At 61.4% G+C, this 15,367-nt stretch carries 13 protein-coding genes; 12 read left to right on the top strand and 1 reads right to left on the bottom strand.

Annotated elements, in window-relative coordinates:
* The first annotated feature begins 59 nt into the window (after positions 1–59).
* The gene (locus ACVWZA_RS13585; protein ID WP_457311768.1) at positions 60–3,449 is read left to right on the top strand and encodes a class I SAM-dependent DNA methyltransferase; all 3,390 of its coding nucleotides are present in this window, start codon (positions 60–62) and stop codon (positions 3,447–3,449) included.
* Between the two features lie 471 nt (positions 3,450–3,920).
* Here ACVWZA_RS13585 and ACVWZA_RS13580 read toward each other — a convergent pair whose 3' ends face one another.
* Complete coding sequence (locus ACVWZA_RS13580) at positions 3,921–4,109, bottom strand: hypothetical protein (RefSeq protein WP_457311767.1); 189 nt, start codon at positions 4,107–4,109, stop codon at positions 3,921–3,923.
* Positions 4,110–4,248: 139 nt separating this feature from the next.
* Between ACVWZA_RS13580 and ACVWZA_RS13575 the strand changes: the two genes are divergently transcribed.
* The 11 genes from ACVWZA_RS13575 to ACVWZA_RS13525 all read left to right on the top strand — a co-directional run bounded on the left by ACVWZA_RS13575 (position 4,249) and on the right by ACVWZA_RS13525 (position 15,358).
* Complete coding sequence (locus ACVWZA_RS13575; RefSeq protein WP_457311766.1) at positions 4,249–4,521, top strand: hypothetical protein; 273 nt, start codon at positions 4,249–4,251, stop codon at positions 4,519–4,521.
* Between the two features lie 545 nt (positions 4,522–5,066).
* The gene (locus ACVWZA_RS13570; RefSeq protein WP_457311765.1) at positions 5,067–5,306 is read left to right on the top strand and encodes a hypothetical protein; all 240 of its coding nucleotides are present in this window, start codon (positions 5,067–5,069) and stop codon (positions 5,304–5,306) included.
* 259 nt (positions 5,307–5,565) lie between these two features.
* The gene (locus ACVWZA_RS13565) at positions 5,566–6,957 is read left to right on the top strand and encodes an exopolysaccharide biosynthesis polyprenyl glycosylphosphotransferase (protein WP_457311764.1); all 1,392 of its coding nucleotides are present in this window, start codon (positions 5,566–5,568) and stop codon (positions 6,955–6,957) included.
* A 186-nt stretch (positions 6,958–7,143) separates the two neighbouring features.
* On the top strand, positions 7,144–7,302 hold the full coding sequence (locus ACVWZA_RS13560) for a hypothetical protein (RefSeq protein WP_457311763.1): 159 nt from the start codon (positions 7,144–7,146) through the stop codon (positions 7,300–7,302).
* Between the two features lie 320 nt (positions 7,303–7,622).
* Positions 7,623–8,747, top strand: a complete 1,125-nt coding sequence (locus ACVWZA_RS13555; protein WP_457311762.1) for a hypothetical protein — start codon at positions 7,623–7,625, stop codon at positions 8,745–8,747.
* A gap of 2 nt (positions 8,748–8,749) precedes the next feature.
* Positions 8,750–9,574: a polysaccharide biosynthesis/export family protein gene (locus ACVWZA_RS13550; protein WP_457311761.1), complete on the top strand. Its 825-nt coding sequence runs from the start codon at positions 8,750–8,752 to the stop codon at positions 9,572–9,574.
* 2 nt (positions 9,575–9,576) lie between these two features.
* Entirely contained in the window at positions 9,577–10,989 is a 1,413-nt protein-coding gene (locus ACVWZA_RS13545; protein WP_457311760.1) for an ATP-binding protein, read from the top strand.
* Positions 10,986–12,347: a GNVR domain-containing protein gene (locus ACVWZA_RS13540; protein ID WP_457311759.1), complete on the top strand. Its 1,362-nt coding sequence runs from the start codon at positions 10,986–10,988 to the stop codon at positions 12,345–12,347. Before ACVWZA_RS13545 ends, ACVWZA_RS13540 begins: the two co-directional genes overlap by 4 nt.
* A complete protein-coding gene (locus ACVWZA_RS13535; protein WP_457311758.1) occupies positions 12,344–13,246 on the top strand; it encodes a capsular biosynthesis protein in 903 nt (300 codons plus the stop codon). The genes ACVWZA_RS13540 and ACVWZA_RS13535 overlap by 4 nt, the downstream gene beginning before the upstream one ends.
* Positions 13,243–14,088: a WecB/TagA/CpsF family glycosyltransferase gene (locus tag ACVWZA_RS13530; RefSeq protein WP_457311757.1), complete on the top strand. Its 846-nt coding sequence runs from the start codon at positions 13,243–13,245 to the stop codon at positions 14,086–14,088. The genes ACVWZA_RS13535 and ACVWZA_RS13530 overlap by 4 nt, the downstream gene beginning before the upstream one ends.
* On the top strand, positions 14,081–15,358 hold the full coding sequence (locus ACVWZA_RS13525; protein WP_457311756.1) for a polysaccharide biosynthesis protein: 1,278 nt from the start codon (positions 14,081–14,083) through the stop codon (positions 15,356–15,358). The genes ACVWZA_RS13530 and ACVWZA_RS13525 overlap by 8 nt, the downstream gene beginning before the upstream one ends.
* Positions 15,359–15,367: the final 9 nt, after the last annotated feature.

Here is a 15,367-nt window from a genome sequence, read left to right as displayed (position 1 = left end):
CTCGGGAATCTCGGACCTTCGCATTGCGCCCCAGCGGATTGTGAGACAGTAATCCGCCGATGGAAGCTTCGACCGAGATCGAAAAGTTTATCGCGCGTTGGCGCGCTAACGAGGGAGGAGCAGAACGGGCGAATTACGTCCTGTTCATCACCGAGCTCTGTACGTTGCTGGATCTTCCTCAGGCCAACCCTGCGGACGCCACGCACGAACGCAACGATTATGTTTTCGAACGTGCCGTCACATTCAAGGATGAGGCCGGCAAGACCGGCCATGGTCGCATCGATCTCTACAAGCGCGGCGCCTTTGTCCTTGAGGCGAAACAGAGCCGGGAACGCGGCGGCAGAAAAGAGGTGGCGCTCCCCGCTCAACAGGTTGCGCTACCCGGCTTTTCCGAGACGCAGGTGCGCGGCAAACGCAGTGCTCAGCGCGGCTGGGACGTCCTGATGCGCAACGCGCGCGAGCAGGCCGAACAATATGCGCGTGCGTTGCCGACCGAGCATGGCTGGCCACCGTTCATCATCGTTGCCGATGTCGGCCATGCGTTCGAAATCTTTGCCGACTTTTCGGGCCAAGGAAAAAACTACCGTCAGTTCCCCGATCGCTCCGGATATCGCATCTATCTGGATGATTTGCGGGATGAAAACATCCGCGCTCGCCTGCGCGCGATGTGGCTCGATCCGCACAGCCTCGACCCCGCCAAGCACGCCGCCGCCGTAACACGCGATATCGCCAAGCGTCTCGCCAGCGTCAGCAAACTGTTGGAGGAGCGCGGTTACCAGCCGGAGCCCGTCGCCCATTTCCTGATGCGTTGCTTGTTCACCATGTTTGCGGAGGATACGGGCCTGCTCGAATGCGGCAGCTTTACCGAAGTGCTGGCCGATGCGCGCACCAATCCGGACAGCTTCGCGCCGATGCTGGAGGATTTGTGGCGTAGCATGGACACTGGCGGCTTCTCGCCTATCCTGCGCAAGCAGGTCCGCAAATTCAACGGCGGGCTGTTCGCCGAACGCACCGCCATTCCGCTAAAAAAGGAAGAAATCGGCGAATTGTACGAAGCCGCCAAGCATGTGTGGACCGAAGTCGAACCCGCGATTTTCGGCACCTTGCTCGAACAGGCACTCGACAAGGAAGAGCGCAAGCGCCTCGGCGCGCATTACACGCCGCGCGCCTATGTCGAACGACTGGTCATCGCGACGATCATCGAACCGCTGCAACGCGAATGGGAGACCGAAGTTCTCGGCACCGTCGAGCGCGAACGCGCCGCCGACCCCAAGGCCGCGATCAAGGCGGTGCATGATTTCCACGAAAAGCTGGCCAATACGAAAGTGCTCGACCCCGCCTGCGGGACGGGCAATTTCCTGTACGTATCGCTCGAACTGATGAAGCGGCTGGAAGGAGATGTGCTGGAAGTGCTCGCCGATCTTGGCGGCCAGGAAGCGCTGGCGCTGGAAACCTCGACGGTTCATCCGCGCAATTTTCTGGGTCTTGAACTCAATCTGCGTGCCGCAGCGATTGCCGAACTCGTGCTATGGCTTGGCTATCTGCAATGGCAGATGCGGAATGGCGGCAGCATCGCCGATCCGGTCCTCGAACGGCTAAGCAATATCACCTCGATGGATGCCGTGCTGAAGCATGATCCCGCGCGGATACGCGATGATGGCACGCTCGACGAGTTTCCCAATCCGCGCCGTCCCGATTGGCCGCAAGCGGATTATATCGTCGGCAATCCGCCTTTCATCGGCGGCAAGGATATCCGCTCGCGGTTGGGTGACGGATATGCAACAGCGCTGTGGAAGGCGAACCCGAAGATCAACAAATCCGCCGATTTCGTCATGTACTGGTGGGATCGCGCCGCCGAACGGCTGACCGAGAAGGGTACGCGGCTCAAACGCTTCGGCTTAGTCACTACCAATTCGATTACTCAGGAGTTCAGTCGCCGGGTGATCTCGGCGAGGTTGGAAGCGCGCATCTCAATCAGCTTGACCATGGCTATTCCTGATCATCCTTGGACGAAGGCGACCAAGGATGCTGCTGCGGTGCGGATCGCGATGACGGTGGCTGAAGCGGGTAAGCGCGAAGGCGTGCTGCACGAGGTGACGCACGAAAGCGGGCTGGACACTGACGCTCCCGTTGTCGTCACCAGGGACTTGCAAGGCCGGATTCATCCTAGTTTGACTCTCGGCGCTGACATAAGCCGCGCGACGCCCCTTCGAGCGAATGAATGGATATGCTCTCCCGGTGTCAAGCTCCACGGGGCGGGATTTATCGTGTCTCCAATTGAGGCGGAGCATCTAGGGCTGGGACGTCGCGACGGCCTTGAACAGTACATTCTTCCATATCGCAATGGCCGCGATCTAACTGCGCGTCCGCGAGGCGTGTTGGTGATAGATCTCGACGGCTTGGATGAACGATCGGTCCGAACCCGATTTCCTGAAGTTTACCAACTATTGCTCCAGCGCGTAAAACCGGAGCGCGACAAAAATAATGAAGATTACAGGCGCGCAAACTGGTGGCTGTTCGGTCGTCGCAACACGATTCTTCGCGGCTTTCTTGCAGCTATACCACGCTACATTTCCACAGCAGAGACCGCCAAATTCCGCATATTCCAGTTTCTCGATCGCAGCATCAGACCTGACAATATGCTCGTAAACTTTGGGCTAACTGGCGGCCCTGAGCTCGGAATCCTATCATCAAGGATCCATGTAACCTGGGCGATGAGATCCGGTGGATGGATGGGGATCGGTAACGACTCTCGGTATTCTAAAACGAAGACTTTCGACCCGTTCCCCTTCCCCGACGCCACCCCCGAGCAGCGCACGATTATCGGCGACCTTGCCGAGGAGCTCGACGCCACCCGCAAGGAGGTGCTCGCCGAACACGCCGACCTGACGCTGACAGGCCTCTATAATCTGCGCGATAAGCTATTGAAGGGGCAGCCCTTCTGCGATGCCGAACAAGACCAGCGCCGACGTGGTCGCATCGACATCATCGCCGAACTGCATGACCGGATCGATGCTGCCGTCGCCGAAGCCTATGGCTGGCCGCGCAAACTGTCGGACGAGGAGATTATCACTAAGCTTGTAGCACTCAACGCCGAACGCCATGCCGAGGAAAAGGCCGGCAAGATCCGCTGGCTGCGTCCCGAATATCAGTTGCCAAAAGCGGGCGTCACGGTCCTCGCGCAAAAGCCGGAGGCCGAGCAGATCGAAGCGATCCTGCCCGAAGCCGCAGCGAAAAAGCCGGCCTTTCCGCGCGACGCGATCGGCCAGACAGCGGCTGTGCTGGCGGAATTGCGCGGCGGCGCATCGCTGAGCAGCGCCGACGTCGCGCGGCGTTATGCGCAGGGTCTAAAGGTCGAGCCGCGCATCGCGGCCACACTGGCGGCGCTTGTCCGACTGGGCCATGTTGCTGGGGAAGGCGATCGGTTTACGCTGCGTCGAGCGGCGTAATAGCCGCCGATGGCGATATATTCCTTCCTTACATTCATCCGCACTTTGACGATCTCAACGGCAATCGCGTGCTGATGGTTCGTTGCGACAAGCGGCCGAAGGCGAGCTTTGCGAAAGATGGTAACGCGCAGCGCTTTTTCGTGCGCGGCGGAAATGCGACCACCGAGCTTCAGGGACCATCGGTGACCGACTATGTTAAACAGCGTTTTGGATAGGAGACCGCGCCCCTAAAATCCAGGTCGCGCCAAATACCGCAAGCGGACACAGACGGCGATATTTTCAACCAGCCGTCCTCAGGCGTTCCGCTTAGGCCGGGCCGCCTTCCTGGATTCTTGTTCATACCCTGAAAGTCGATCGCAACCTGCTTAAGCGGCAGATTTTGCAAAGCCACGTGGAACCGGCGCCAATCGTGACACGGACCGGAGAAACCGGTTTTCGTCGAAAATGCACGACCAGCAGGGTATCCCCACCTCAGTCGCGTTGTGCTTTCGCGGCCAAATTGACCAGTGCGCGGCCGGCAGTCTCCTCCGCACTTATCGCCATGGTTTCCCAGGTCAGCGCCGAGCGTTCGTGCATCTCGCGTCGGTTGAGCAGGTTGGTCTTTTCCGCAGCGTCGCGCTGGGCGGCCGCGTTTGCGCGATAGGTATCGATCATTGTCATGCCGCCCCCTTAGCAGCAGGGGCCGTATCCGAACAATCGATTCGGTTGACGAAGAAGCGTTCTAATCGACTTGACCACGCCGCGCCCGCGCTCGATAGGCTCAGGTAGCGCGAACCGTGCCCATGTAAAGGAATTGCCGATGGCTGCGGACAAGATGGATATCGACATGTCGACCGTGCTCGATAATGTCGACGAGGCTATGGTCGAATTCACCGCCGAGGTGGATGGCGACGATTTCGAGTTCGGTGTGCAATATGCCGTTCTCGAGGCGCTGAGCGGCGACGCGCCGGAAGATGACGCGGCCGATATGTTCAACCGGTTCAGCGACGCGATCGCCGAAGCCGGCCTCGTCGCGCTGGCGCGCAACAGCGATCCGGCGATGATCGTGATCAGCGAGAACGACCTGGAATAGGCACCGGCCGGGCGCGCAAGCGCTTGATCGGCCTGGCGATTCCGAAGCGAGGCCGCCCTGCGCCGCTGGCCATGGGTGAACTTGCGTGACGGGCCAAATACCAGTCCGTGCAATGGGTCGGTCGATGCCGCCCGGTCCGCACGTTGATCAACGCGGTGATCCACTGCGGGCGGATCATCGATTCCGCAAACTTCATCGCCACGGCATGGGCAACAAGCGTTGCGGCACGCAACAACGCGAAAAAACTCCGCCATTTCGGCACGGCGTCAGGCCGGACCGCAATCCATGCCTTAACAAGGGGGGTCAGGCGCTAAATATCAGCAGTGGCGACGCTGTTAACGACGAAACAGCTGCAGAATCGACAGAGACCCGGTTTGCCGGACAATGCTTGCGCGGACACCATGAACAACCTGACCGAGAGCCACCATCCGGATCATGTGTCATGCGGGCACAACCTTATCATTTGTTGCTCTTTTCCTACCATGGTCCGATAAGGACGGACAAAGGGGGTAGCTGAATCAGCTATAACCCCGAGAGGAAAGAGGATGAGGCAACCTATTTCGGGGCCGCCGGACGGCGATTCGAGCGCTGTGAAGCGATTGCCGAACCCGATATCCATCGGCGTATCCGAAGCCAGGGATGATCGGGTTGGCGTACGCCCGCGATGGCGTTTTCGTGAAGAGCGCATCGAGCAGTTCATTCAGGCGTTTTCCCGCGTAATCGGTCCGGTTGTTTTTTTCGCCGCTCTCGGCGGTGTTATCTGGCTCATCGTCAGGGCTTACTAGCTTAACCGGATTCGGCGGCAGCCATGTTGTTTCGCGGTGCGATGGATGAAGTCGGCAGCCGTCGCGCATAAGCATCGCTCAGCGAGTCTCTCTGCGGGCACGGATCGTCCCATAAGCTCGTAATCTTACGAGGTGAAGGGTTGCCCTACACCGGCCATTATGTTTCTGCTGCATTGCAGCAAGACCTTGGAGGCGGCGCCCGGTTTCTTCGAACCATGTGGGCGCAGCAGATGCCGGGCATGTGGCTAAGGGGTAGCGCGTGTCGAAGATTGATCTAGCGATCCACGGATATCCCAGCAGCCACCCGTCTGCTGCGACGGTCTATCGCAATGCCCGCATCTGGCTGTGCCTGGGACTTGTCGTTGCCGATTGCGTTGCAATCGCGGCAGGGGTCGCGGTGGCCGTTAGCGTCGCGCCGCCGGGAACTGTTTTCCCGGACATCTGGATTTCGCTGACAGCGGCGCTGCTGGCGTATGTCATCGTCGCCTTTAACAACCAGGCCTATCATCCGAAATGCCTGACGGGAAGTATAGCGACCAGCCGTAGCGCGCTCGCCGCGATCGCCGGCACGTTGCTAATCTTCTTCCTGGTGGTGTTTTCGCTCAAGGCCACCGGTCAACTGTCCCGGCTGGCACTGTCGGCGGGGATCGTGTCGGGGAGCGCGTTGTTGCTTGCGCAGCGGGTGCTGATCGCCCGAACCGCCCGTCGCAAGTTCGGCGACAATCTCATGGCGGAGCTGATGATCCTCGATGGCGGAACGCCGCCTGCCGACTGCGCCGGCATCGATCTGATCGACGCGCAGAAGGCCGCGATCACCGCCAATCTCGACGATCCCTACATGCTCCACCGTTTGGGCACGATATTGCGCGACTATGATCGAGTGATCATTTCCTGTCCGCCGGAGCGCAAGACGGCCTGGGCACAGATGCTGAAGGGCGCCAATATCCTCGGTGAAATCATCGTTCCGGAAATGGAACCGCTCGCGCCGCTGGCCGTCCAGAGCTATCGCGGCTCGGCGACGCTGGTCGTGGCGCGAGGCCCCCTGAATCTTGCCAATCGCGCCAAGAAGCGTTTGCTCGACATCGCCATCACCGTGCCCGTGCTGATAGTGTTGCTGCCGGTGATGATCGCGCTGGCGATCGCCATCCGCCTCGATTCACCCGGGCCGATTTTCTTCCGCCAGGATCGAATGGGGCGCGGCAACCGCATCTTCAGTATATTGAAATTCCGCAGCATGCGCGTGGATCAGAGCGATCTGGCGGGTAACCGGTCGGCCAGCCGCGACGATGATCGAATAACGCGAATCGGCCGGTTCATCCGCAAGACCAGCATCGACGAGCTGCCCCAGTTGATCAACGTTTTGCTCGGCGAGATGAGCCTGGTGGGGCCTCGCCCCCATGCGTTGGGATCGACGGCGGGCGATGAACTGTTCTGGCGCGTCGATCCACAATATTGGCATCGCCACGCCCTGAAGCCGGGTATCACCGGCCTGGCGCAGATCCGCGGCTTCCGGGGTGCAACCGAACACCGTATCGACATTCTAAACAGGCTCGAGGCCGATCTCGAATATCTCCACGGATGGAGCCTTTTGCGAGACATCGCCATTCTGGTCGTCACTGCTCAAGTCGTGGTCCACAAGAACGCCTATTGAGGCCAAGGCGAACAGGACAGCCCCTTGCGAAGGTCCATCTTCGGCGAATTGCCAAATTTGCGACGAGCCGTTCCTATCCGATAACTCCCCGTAAACCACCTGTAGTGCAGGAGAACCGCGACAATCGGGTGAGCTGGAAGGTTGCAGGTGGTGGACAGAAACGGCGTATTGAGCAAAGGGGCCGGAGTGTCTGCCGGGCCGCCCGGCGCGGTGGACGGACCGAGTGTACCAAGGCTTTTAATCGTCGATGGGGTGGCCGAGCGCGGCATTCAGCTCGTCTCTCGCTGGGCCGGCATATTGGTCTTTGCGGCGGCATTGCTGGGAATCGGCGTTTTGACCTTCTGAAACCCAGACTTTGGGCGGCCAGATCCTGCCGTTTATATGACCTATTTCTTCCTTTCGCCATTTCAAGCGCCGGCGTCGTTCCCGAGGGGATGCAGCGAGCCGTGCCATTGATGCGACCAATCGCCTGAGCGGCTGTGTGTTTATGATAGCAAACGGTCGAGCATGCCTTTATTGCTGCAATGCAATAGAGGTAAAATCGTTTGCGCAGCTCTGCATTTTCCAAGTTTGGGTGTAATTCTTTTGCACTTGCGAAAGACGTTAGGCCTCGCACTCACGCCGCCATGGCAGTTGCCATAGGTAGTGTGATTGCCTGCGCCGGGGTGGCATCTCCGGCACATGCGGATGACGATGAAAACCGCGTCAAAACGCTCGGACTGCAGGTCGTGCCGTCGCTCGAAACGAGTTACGAAGACAATATCTATCGCGTCGACAGGCGAGTGGAAGACCCGATCGGGGACGTAATCGTCTCGCCGTCGGTGGAATTCCAGTTCGGCAAGGCAATCGGGCGCCACGACCTCAATCTGCGCGCGCTGCTTGGCTACGACCAGTTTATTTCACAGTCCCAGCGCAGCAAGCCCCGCCTCGAAGCAGGCGCGACGGGCGTTTTCCGATTTGGGACGACCTGCTCGATCAAACCAGCCGTGTCATATCGCCAGCAGCGCGCGGATTATGGCGACATCAATCGCGCCACCGAGAATCTACAGCATTTTTCCACGATATCGGCCGATCTCATCTGCGACCGCGCGGCCGGCCTCTATCCCTTGGCGCGATATCGCCGCGACACGACCCGCAATGCCGATACCTTCGAATATGCCGACCAGACGAGCGACACATATCGTGTCGGACTGGGATATCGGCGCCCCAGCATCGGCGCGGCGAGCCTCTATTATGAGCACGTGACGAGCGAGCGCGATGCCTTGGGTATCAGCAACAGAAGCAATGCGGCGGGGGTGACTTTCCAGCGCTCGGTGTCACCGCTGACCTCGATCGACGTCGATCTGCGCTGGCTTGACGTGTCGAGCACTTCGGCAAAGATCGGGCGTTATCGCGGGCCGGGTTGGGCGGTCAGCGCATCGACGTCGATCATCCCGCGGATCAAGATCACCGGCTTCACCGAACGGGCGATCGTAAACGACAGTCTGATCGCCAGCGGATTTGCGATCCGTTCGAGTTATCGGCTGACCGGGGAGATCGGCCTGAGCGAACTGACCGCGATCAGCGTATTCGGCGACCTTGAGCGCCGCCGCTTTCGACAGGACGCCGCTTTGCGGCCGTTCAGCTACACAGCGGACCGCACGAACGAGTTCGGTGCCGCGCTGCGGCGAAAGTTGAGCGAGCGGACCGAACTGCAATTCACCGCCAGCCGATACGATCGGCGCACCAACAGCAGTGTCTCCAATTATCGCGGTATCCGGCTGATGCTGGGCGCGAGCACGAGGTTTTGAGCATGTCGCGAGTTTCTCTGACGGTGAAAAAGGCCATCTGGCAGGTTGTTTTACCGATCGCGGCGATGCCTGGCATCGCGCTCGCGCAGGCGAGCGGGCCAGTTGCGCCGACGGTGCCCGCCAGCCAAGTCAATGGCGGCTACCTTCTCGGCCCGGACGACGAAATCAAGATTTCGGTCTACAATCAAGCTGACCTGTCTGTGACTACCAGGGTCAAAACCGACGGCACGGTCATCCTCGCGTTTCTCGGCGCTGTCCCGGCACGGGGGAAGACGACGGCGCAGCTCGCCGCCGACCTTTCCGCCGCTTATGCAAAGGGCGGCTACCTCATCAATCCATCGATCAATGTCGAGGTGAGCCAGTTCGTCAGCCGGTTCGTAACGGTGCTCGGCAACGTACCGCAAGCCGGCAATTACCCACTCGACCGGCCCTATTCCTTGGCATCGATGCTGGCCAAGGCCGGGGGCGCGACCGCCAATGGTGCGAATGCGGTAATCCTCACACCAGCCGACGGCAGCGGTGCGGTACGCATTTCATTGGTGGAAATGGGCCCAGGTGCCAACCGCCAGCTGATGCCGGGGGACATTCTGTTCGTGCCCCCCGCCGAGAAAGTCTATGTTTACGGCCAGGTCCAGCAGGCCGGTGCCTTCACCTATGTTCCGGGGCAGACATTCCGTCAGGTGCTGGCGCTGGCAGGCGGACCGACGCTCGCCGGGTCGACGCGGAGGATCAAAGTGCGGCGGGGCGGCAAGGAACTCGCGGACGTCATGCTGGACGATCCGATCCAGCCCGAAGACGTGCTTATCATCCGCGAAAAGCTGTTTTGATCATGCCCGGCTATTCCTCCGCTCACCGGACATCCGAAGAACATTTTGGCGCTCGGAGAGCCGGGCCGCTTTCGGCGCTGATCCGTTTCGTGTTTACCTCGATGGCCGGTGGACGGGGAGCACAGCGCCGTATTCCCGGACTTATCGACGATACTACCCTGCCCGTCCGGGCCGGCAATGGCGAGGATGCCGCTGCGCCACTAGCGATGGGCGCAGCGTCGCAAGCCCAGCGCGTGCTGCGGCGCGGCGCGATTTTTTCCGCCTTCAACGCCGCGCTGCCGGTTACCGACCGGCACGGCCTGGCCGGCCGCAATACCGAACTAGATCGGTTGATCGAGGCGGTTGTGAGGCAGCACAAGCACGCGATCATCTTCGGCGCGCGCGGCTCGGGCAAAACGTCGCTCGTCAGGGTGTTCGGCGATCTCGCCGACGAAGCGGGCTGTATCGCACTCTATGCCTCGGCCAGCAGCGACGCCTCGTTCGAGGATCTCTTTCGGCCCTTTCTCGCCGAACTGCCGATGGGCAATAGCGGCCGGGCACATGCCGACCGCCTCGGCGCGTCCGGATTCGACGTACCCCAATTCGCCAACCTGCTCGTCGCGGAGATCCGCCCCCGTACTTTGCTGATCATCGACGAGTTCGATCGGATCGGGTCGGACAAGGTAAAGCAGGATGTCGCCGCCCTGCTCAAGCTGCTGACGGACATTCTGTCGCCGGTCCAGATCGTCCTGGTCGGTATCGCCAGCGATGTCGAAGGATTGATTGCGGCTCATCCATCGCTACGCCGCCACCTGATGGCGCAGCAGGTAAAGCCGATCGCCGGCGTGGAACTTGCCGCGCTGTTGCACGCCTGCGCCGACCAGGTGGGACTCTCGATCAGCGACGCCGCGATGGACTCGATCGTCACGGCGGCAATGGGCTCGCCATATCACGCACGGCTGTTCGGCATGCACGCCGCCCTCGCAGCAGACGCTGCCGGCCAAGACGAGGTCACCGAACCGGATGCGGCCGCCGGACTTGCCAACAGCATGAGCGAATGGGCCGACGTTGCCGGCAATACTTATGAGGTTTTCTCAAATGCGCTCGACATGGATGACGATGGACGCCGCATGGTCGCGCTTGCCGGCATAGTCGCAGCGCAATTATCGGTCGTCTCGGTCGATCGCCTGGCTGCGATCGGGGCTGATCTGTTCGGCTCCGAGGACATGGCACGCCAGGCGGCCGCAGACGCGCTTGCAAGACTTAAGACCACACTTGGCGAAATGCCCGGCGGTCGGGATTATCAGTTCGAAGACTCGCTCGCACCGCAGTTCCTGGTGCTGATGGCGAAAAACGCGGCGACCCGACCATCGGCCGGCGCCTCGAACCGCAGTGCCGAGATGAGATCACTGCTTCAGGGAGTGGCTGGGATATGACCATCAATGCCGGCGATATGATCGCAGCGCTGAAATCGCGCTGGTTGCTGCTTGCAGGCATATGCGGCGTCGTTTTCCTGCTGGTTGCGGTCTGCGCCATGATCCAGCCAAGGACCTATCTGGCGACGTCTTCGCTCCTGCTCGATCTCTCGCAAACCGATCCGACCGACAATAATCAGCAGCAGCAAGCCCGGATCGACACCGACAGCGTTATCGCGACCCAGACCGACGTCATCCGCAGCGCCAAGGTCACCAATGCCATCGCGCGCGAAGTTGGCTTCGTCGCTGCGACGCCGGCCGATCTGCCGCCCGACGCCCGGTTGCAACAGGCCGCGGCGCGCGTCCGGTCCGGACTGACCGTCACCACGGGGCGTCAGAGTAACGTTCTCCAACTGCAGTTTCTTGATCCAGATCCGGCCACTGCGGCGCGCGTCGCCAACCTCGCGGCGGCAATCTACATGCGCGAGCAGGTCGAACTGCGCGCGTCGCCAGCTCGCGGCTCGGCGAAATGGTTCGATTCTCGGACAGCCGATGTACGGCAGCGCTATGAGATAGCGCAGAAACGACTGTCCGATTTTCAACGCGCCAACGGCATCATCGGCGTCGACCGAATGGATCTCGAAGGCGAGAAGATCAAGAATCTGTCGGTGCAGCTCGTCCAGGCCCAGGCCGACGCGGCGACTGCGCAGTCGAAATCCGGTTCAGCCCAGGTGTCTGAAGTTGCCAGTTCTGTGGTCGTGCAGAGCCTTGAAGAAGAAGTGGCCAAGGCCTCCGCCCATGTGTCGGAGCTAGCCAAGACACTTGGCCCCAATCACCCGCAAATGACGGCAGCACTGGCATTGCAGCGCGAACTGGAGAAGAAACTGGCCTCTGCTCGGAATACTCAGGCGCAGTCGATGACAGCAAACAGCATCGCTGCATCAAGGCGCGAAGCCGACCTGAAATCGCGCATGACGCAGCAGGAAGGCCGGATGATCCGTATGTCGAGCGTACAGGATCAATTGATGGTCCTGCAGCGCGATGTCGACGCCACACGGCAGACCTACGACACGGTGCGCCAGCGTTTCAACGAAGCCGCGCTAAAGAGCCAGATATCGCAACCCAATGCCGGCCTGCTCGACGAAGCATCGGTACCGTTGTTTCCGGCACGCCCCAACATTCCGCTCTGGCTCGTAGCAGGCCTGGCGCTGGGGCTGGTGATGGGCATCGCGGTCGTCGTCATCGCAGAAATCCTGAAGCCGCGTGTTCGCTCGGCGATCGGCCTCGAGCGAGCAACCGAGGTCGATGTAATCGCGGACCTGTCACCAATCCATCGATCGCGCACGTCATGGTTCGCAAATCGGCAGGAGGCAGCATGAGATTACGCTCCACCGCGGGCATTGGCCCCGGACAGGCTGGCAGGACCACGTCGGTTCCGCGATCGCGCGGGCTCGACGGCCGAGCGTCAGAAGAATTCGCTCGCGACCGCCTCTCCGAAGAGGATCGCGACGCGATCGCCGAGTATCAGCGCCAAACCGGATTATCATTCGGTGACGCCGCGATCGCACTTGGAAAACTCGACGGTGACACGCTTGATCCGCTCCTTGCGGAACAGACAGGCCTTCCTTTGCTCGCGCCAAAGGATACGCGTATCGATCCGCTGGTGGTTGCCGCGTTCGATCCCGCCGACCCCTATGCCGCCAAGGCCCGCGCAGTCCGCGCCAGGCTGATTGCGACCTGTAGCGGCCGCGCCGATACGAGCCGGCTGCGGCTCGCAGTGCTTTCGGCCGACGCCGGCGATGAGGGCGCCATTCTTGCCGCAAATCTGGCCGTTATTTTCGCTCAGATGGACGGCCAGATGCTGATCGTCGATGTGGATATCGAACGGCCGTCGCTCAATCGCCTGTTCCGAATGCCCAACCAAGTGGGACTGGCCGAGCAACTGGCTGGCCGCGCGGGCCTGCTGCCGATCGCACGTACCGCGATCGACCAGCTATGGCTAATGACGACGGGACAGGCGAGCGGCAGCGCGATCAGCCTGGTCGAGCGCGGACCGCTGGTCGATACGGCCAATGGCTGGCCGCTGCCCGACGCGGCAATGCTATTCTATCTGGCCGAGCGCTCCGGTGAGCATACGCCGTTCGGCAGCGTGCTCGCGGGATTCGATGCGGTCGTGATCGTCGCCCGGCGCGGCACGACGGCCGTGGCCAATATGCGCCGCATCATCGATGATCTCGACCGCAACAAGGTACCGATCGCCGGAACCGTGCTCGCATGACGACCGATGGCCTGGCGAGACGCGCGGACGCCCTGAACGAAGGTGCCGAGCGTGGTGAGCCGGCGACGGCACCCGGTCGGGCCGACACGCCATTAGAAATCGTGCGCATCGGCGGTGTGCCCGTCTCTACGCTGTCGCTCGATGCCCTTATCGAGCGCATGCTGGTCGATGCACCAGCCCGCCGTATTTCGGACCGGCAAGCTTGGCTGGTGTTCGATTGCAATGGTCACGGGTTGTCGCTGAACGCATCCGACCCGGATTTTCGATCCGATCTTGCCAAGGCTGATCTGGTCCATGCGGATGGCCAGGTGATCGTGGCCGCGTCGCGATGGTTGGGTGCGGCGTCGATTGCCGACCGGTCGAGTACGACCGATATGTTCATCGACAGCTTGCCGCGTGCTGCCGCAGCGGGCGTTCGCTATTATTTGCTCGGCGGTACGGAAGAGGTGAACGTCCAGTGCGCGACCCTCATCACCGGCACAACGCCGGGCCTCGAACTGGCGGGTCGCCGCAACGGATTCTGGCGGCCCGAGGAAGAGGAGCAGGTGATTGCCGAGATCAACGCGTCGGCCCCGGACGTGCTATGGGTCGGCACGGGCAAACCGCGCGAGCAGGCTTTTTGCGTGCGCAATCGGGATCGGTTAAAAGTCGGCTGGATCGTCACCTGTGGTGGCCTGTTCAACTATGTGACCGGCGATTATCCGCGCGCGCCGCGCTGGATGCAGCAGGGCGGCCTCGAATGGCTGCACCGCATGGCGACGAATCCACGGCACCTCGCCTGGCGATACCTCACGACCAATCCCCATGCGCTGTGGCTGATCTGGAAGCATCGCCGTGATTGAGGGACAGGCCACCATCGCGGCGCCCGGCCGGTGGCCTGGTCTCGGCCGGTTCGGCCTGGCGAGCGTTTCCTCTGCAGGCGTATCGATCAGCCATTTGCTCATCCAGCTCGTATCGATCCACCATCTCGACGCAATCGGCATCGGTACGCTCGCCTTTCTGCTCGTCGTGATCCAGTTCGGCTACAGCCTGTCCAATGCGCTGGTCTCGACGCCATATACCATAGCGTTCAATCAGACTGAGGATGAGAGTCCGGCGGCACTGGACTTCTTCTTTCCGATCAATCTCCTGCTATCGGTCGCGCAGGGGGTGATCTGTGCGACGATTGCCTGGGTGATGGCCGGCCCGCTGGCGGCGGCGGCATTCGGCATCGCCGGGGTGCTGCAGCTCCTGCGCTGGTTCGGACGCTCGAATGCCTATGCCCATCACAAACCGATGGGTGCGGCACGTTCGGACGTGATCTATGCCGTAACGGTCCTGGCTGGCCTGGCCGCCGGTCTGATGCTGGGGGTGACTCTGCCGGGGGTCGGCCTGGTCGTCGCCATCGCCGCCCTGGCCGGGCTGCTGCCGTTTGGCACGGCGTTCGTACGGCGCCACACCCCAGGCGGTCTCGGTCGTGCCTTTGCCGCCTATCGGCCGGTCTGGCGCGACCAGTCGGCCTGGACACTGATCGGCGTGATAACGACCGAGGCGACGTCCAATGCGCACAGCTATATCGTTACGCTGATGGCGGGGCCCCGCGCTTTCGCACCAATCGCTGTCGGCATGCTGTTCTTCCGACCGGTCAATGTCTGCATCACCGCGCTGACTCAGCTCGAGCGACCGCGCATGACCCGAGCCGTCGCCCGCGGCGATCAACATGCCGCGATCCAGGCCGAGCGGATGTTCATGGCGGCACTCGTGACGATATGGCTCATAACGGCTGCGGCGGTCGCCCTGGTGCTATGGCACTTTCCAGGTTTTATCATCAGCCCCACGCTTGATCAGCGCACAGTGGCAGTGGCGGTGAGTTTCTGCGCCCTCCTGTCGCTCGTTCAATGTATCCAGGCACCGATGAGCGTACTGGCGCAGGCACGCCGCCTGTTCCGCCCACTGGCAGCGGCCAGCGCCTATAGCTGCGTGGTAGGCGTGGCCGGCGTGACGGCGATCACCCTCACCTTCGCACCGGTATTCTCGATGGCTGGTGTCGTCGTGGCGCAACTGGTGATGATGTTCGGCATCTACCGGCTGGACAAGCGCGCCCAGCGGCAAACCGCAATCGGGAAAGATTAAGCCGTGGGG

The organism is Sphingomonas sp. UYAg733, from assembly GCF_054057355.1.
The sequence above is the reverse complement of the archived record's forward strand: the minus strand, read 5'-3'. Positions and strand labels throughout refer to the sequence as shown.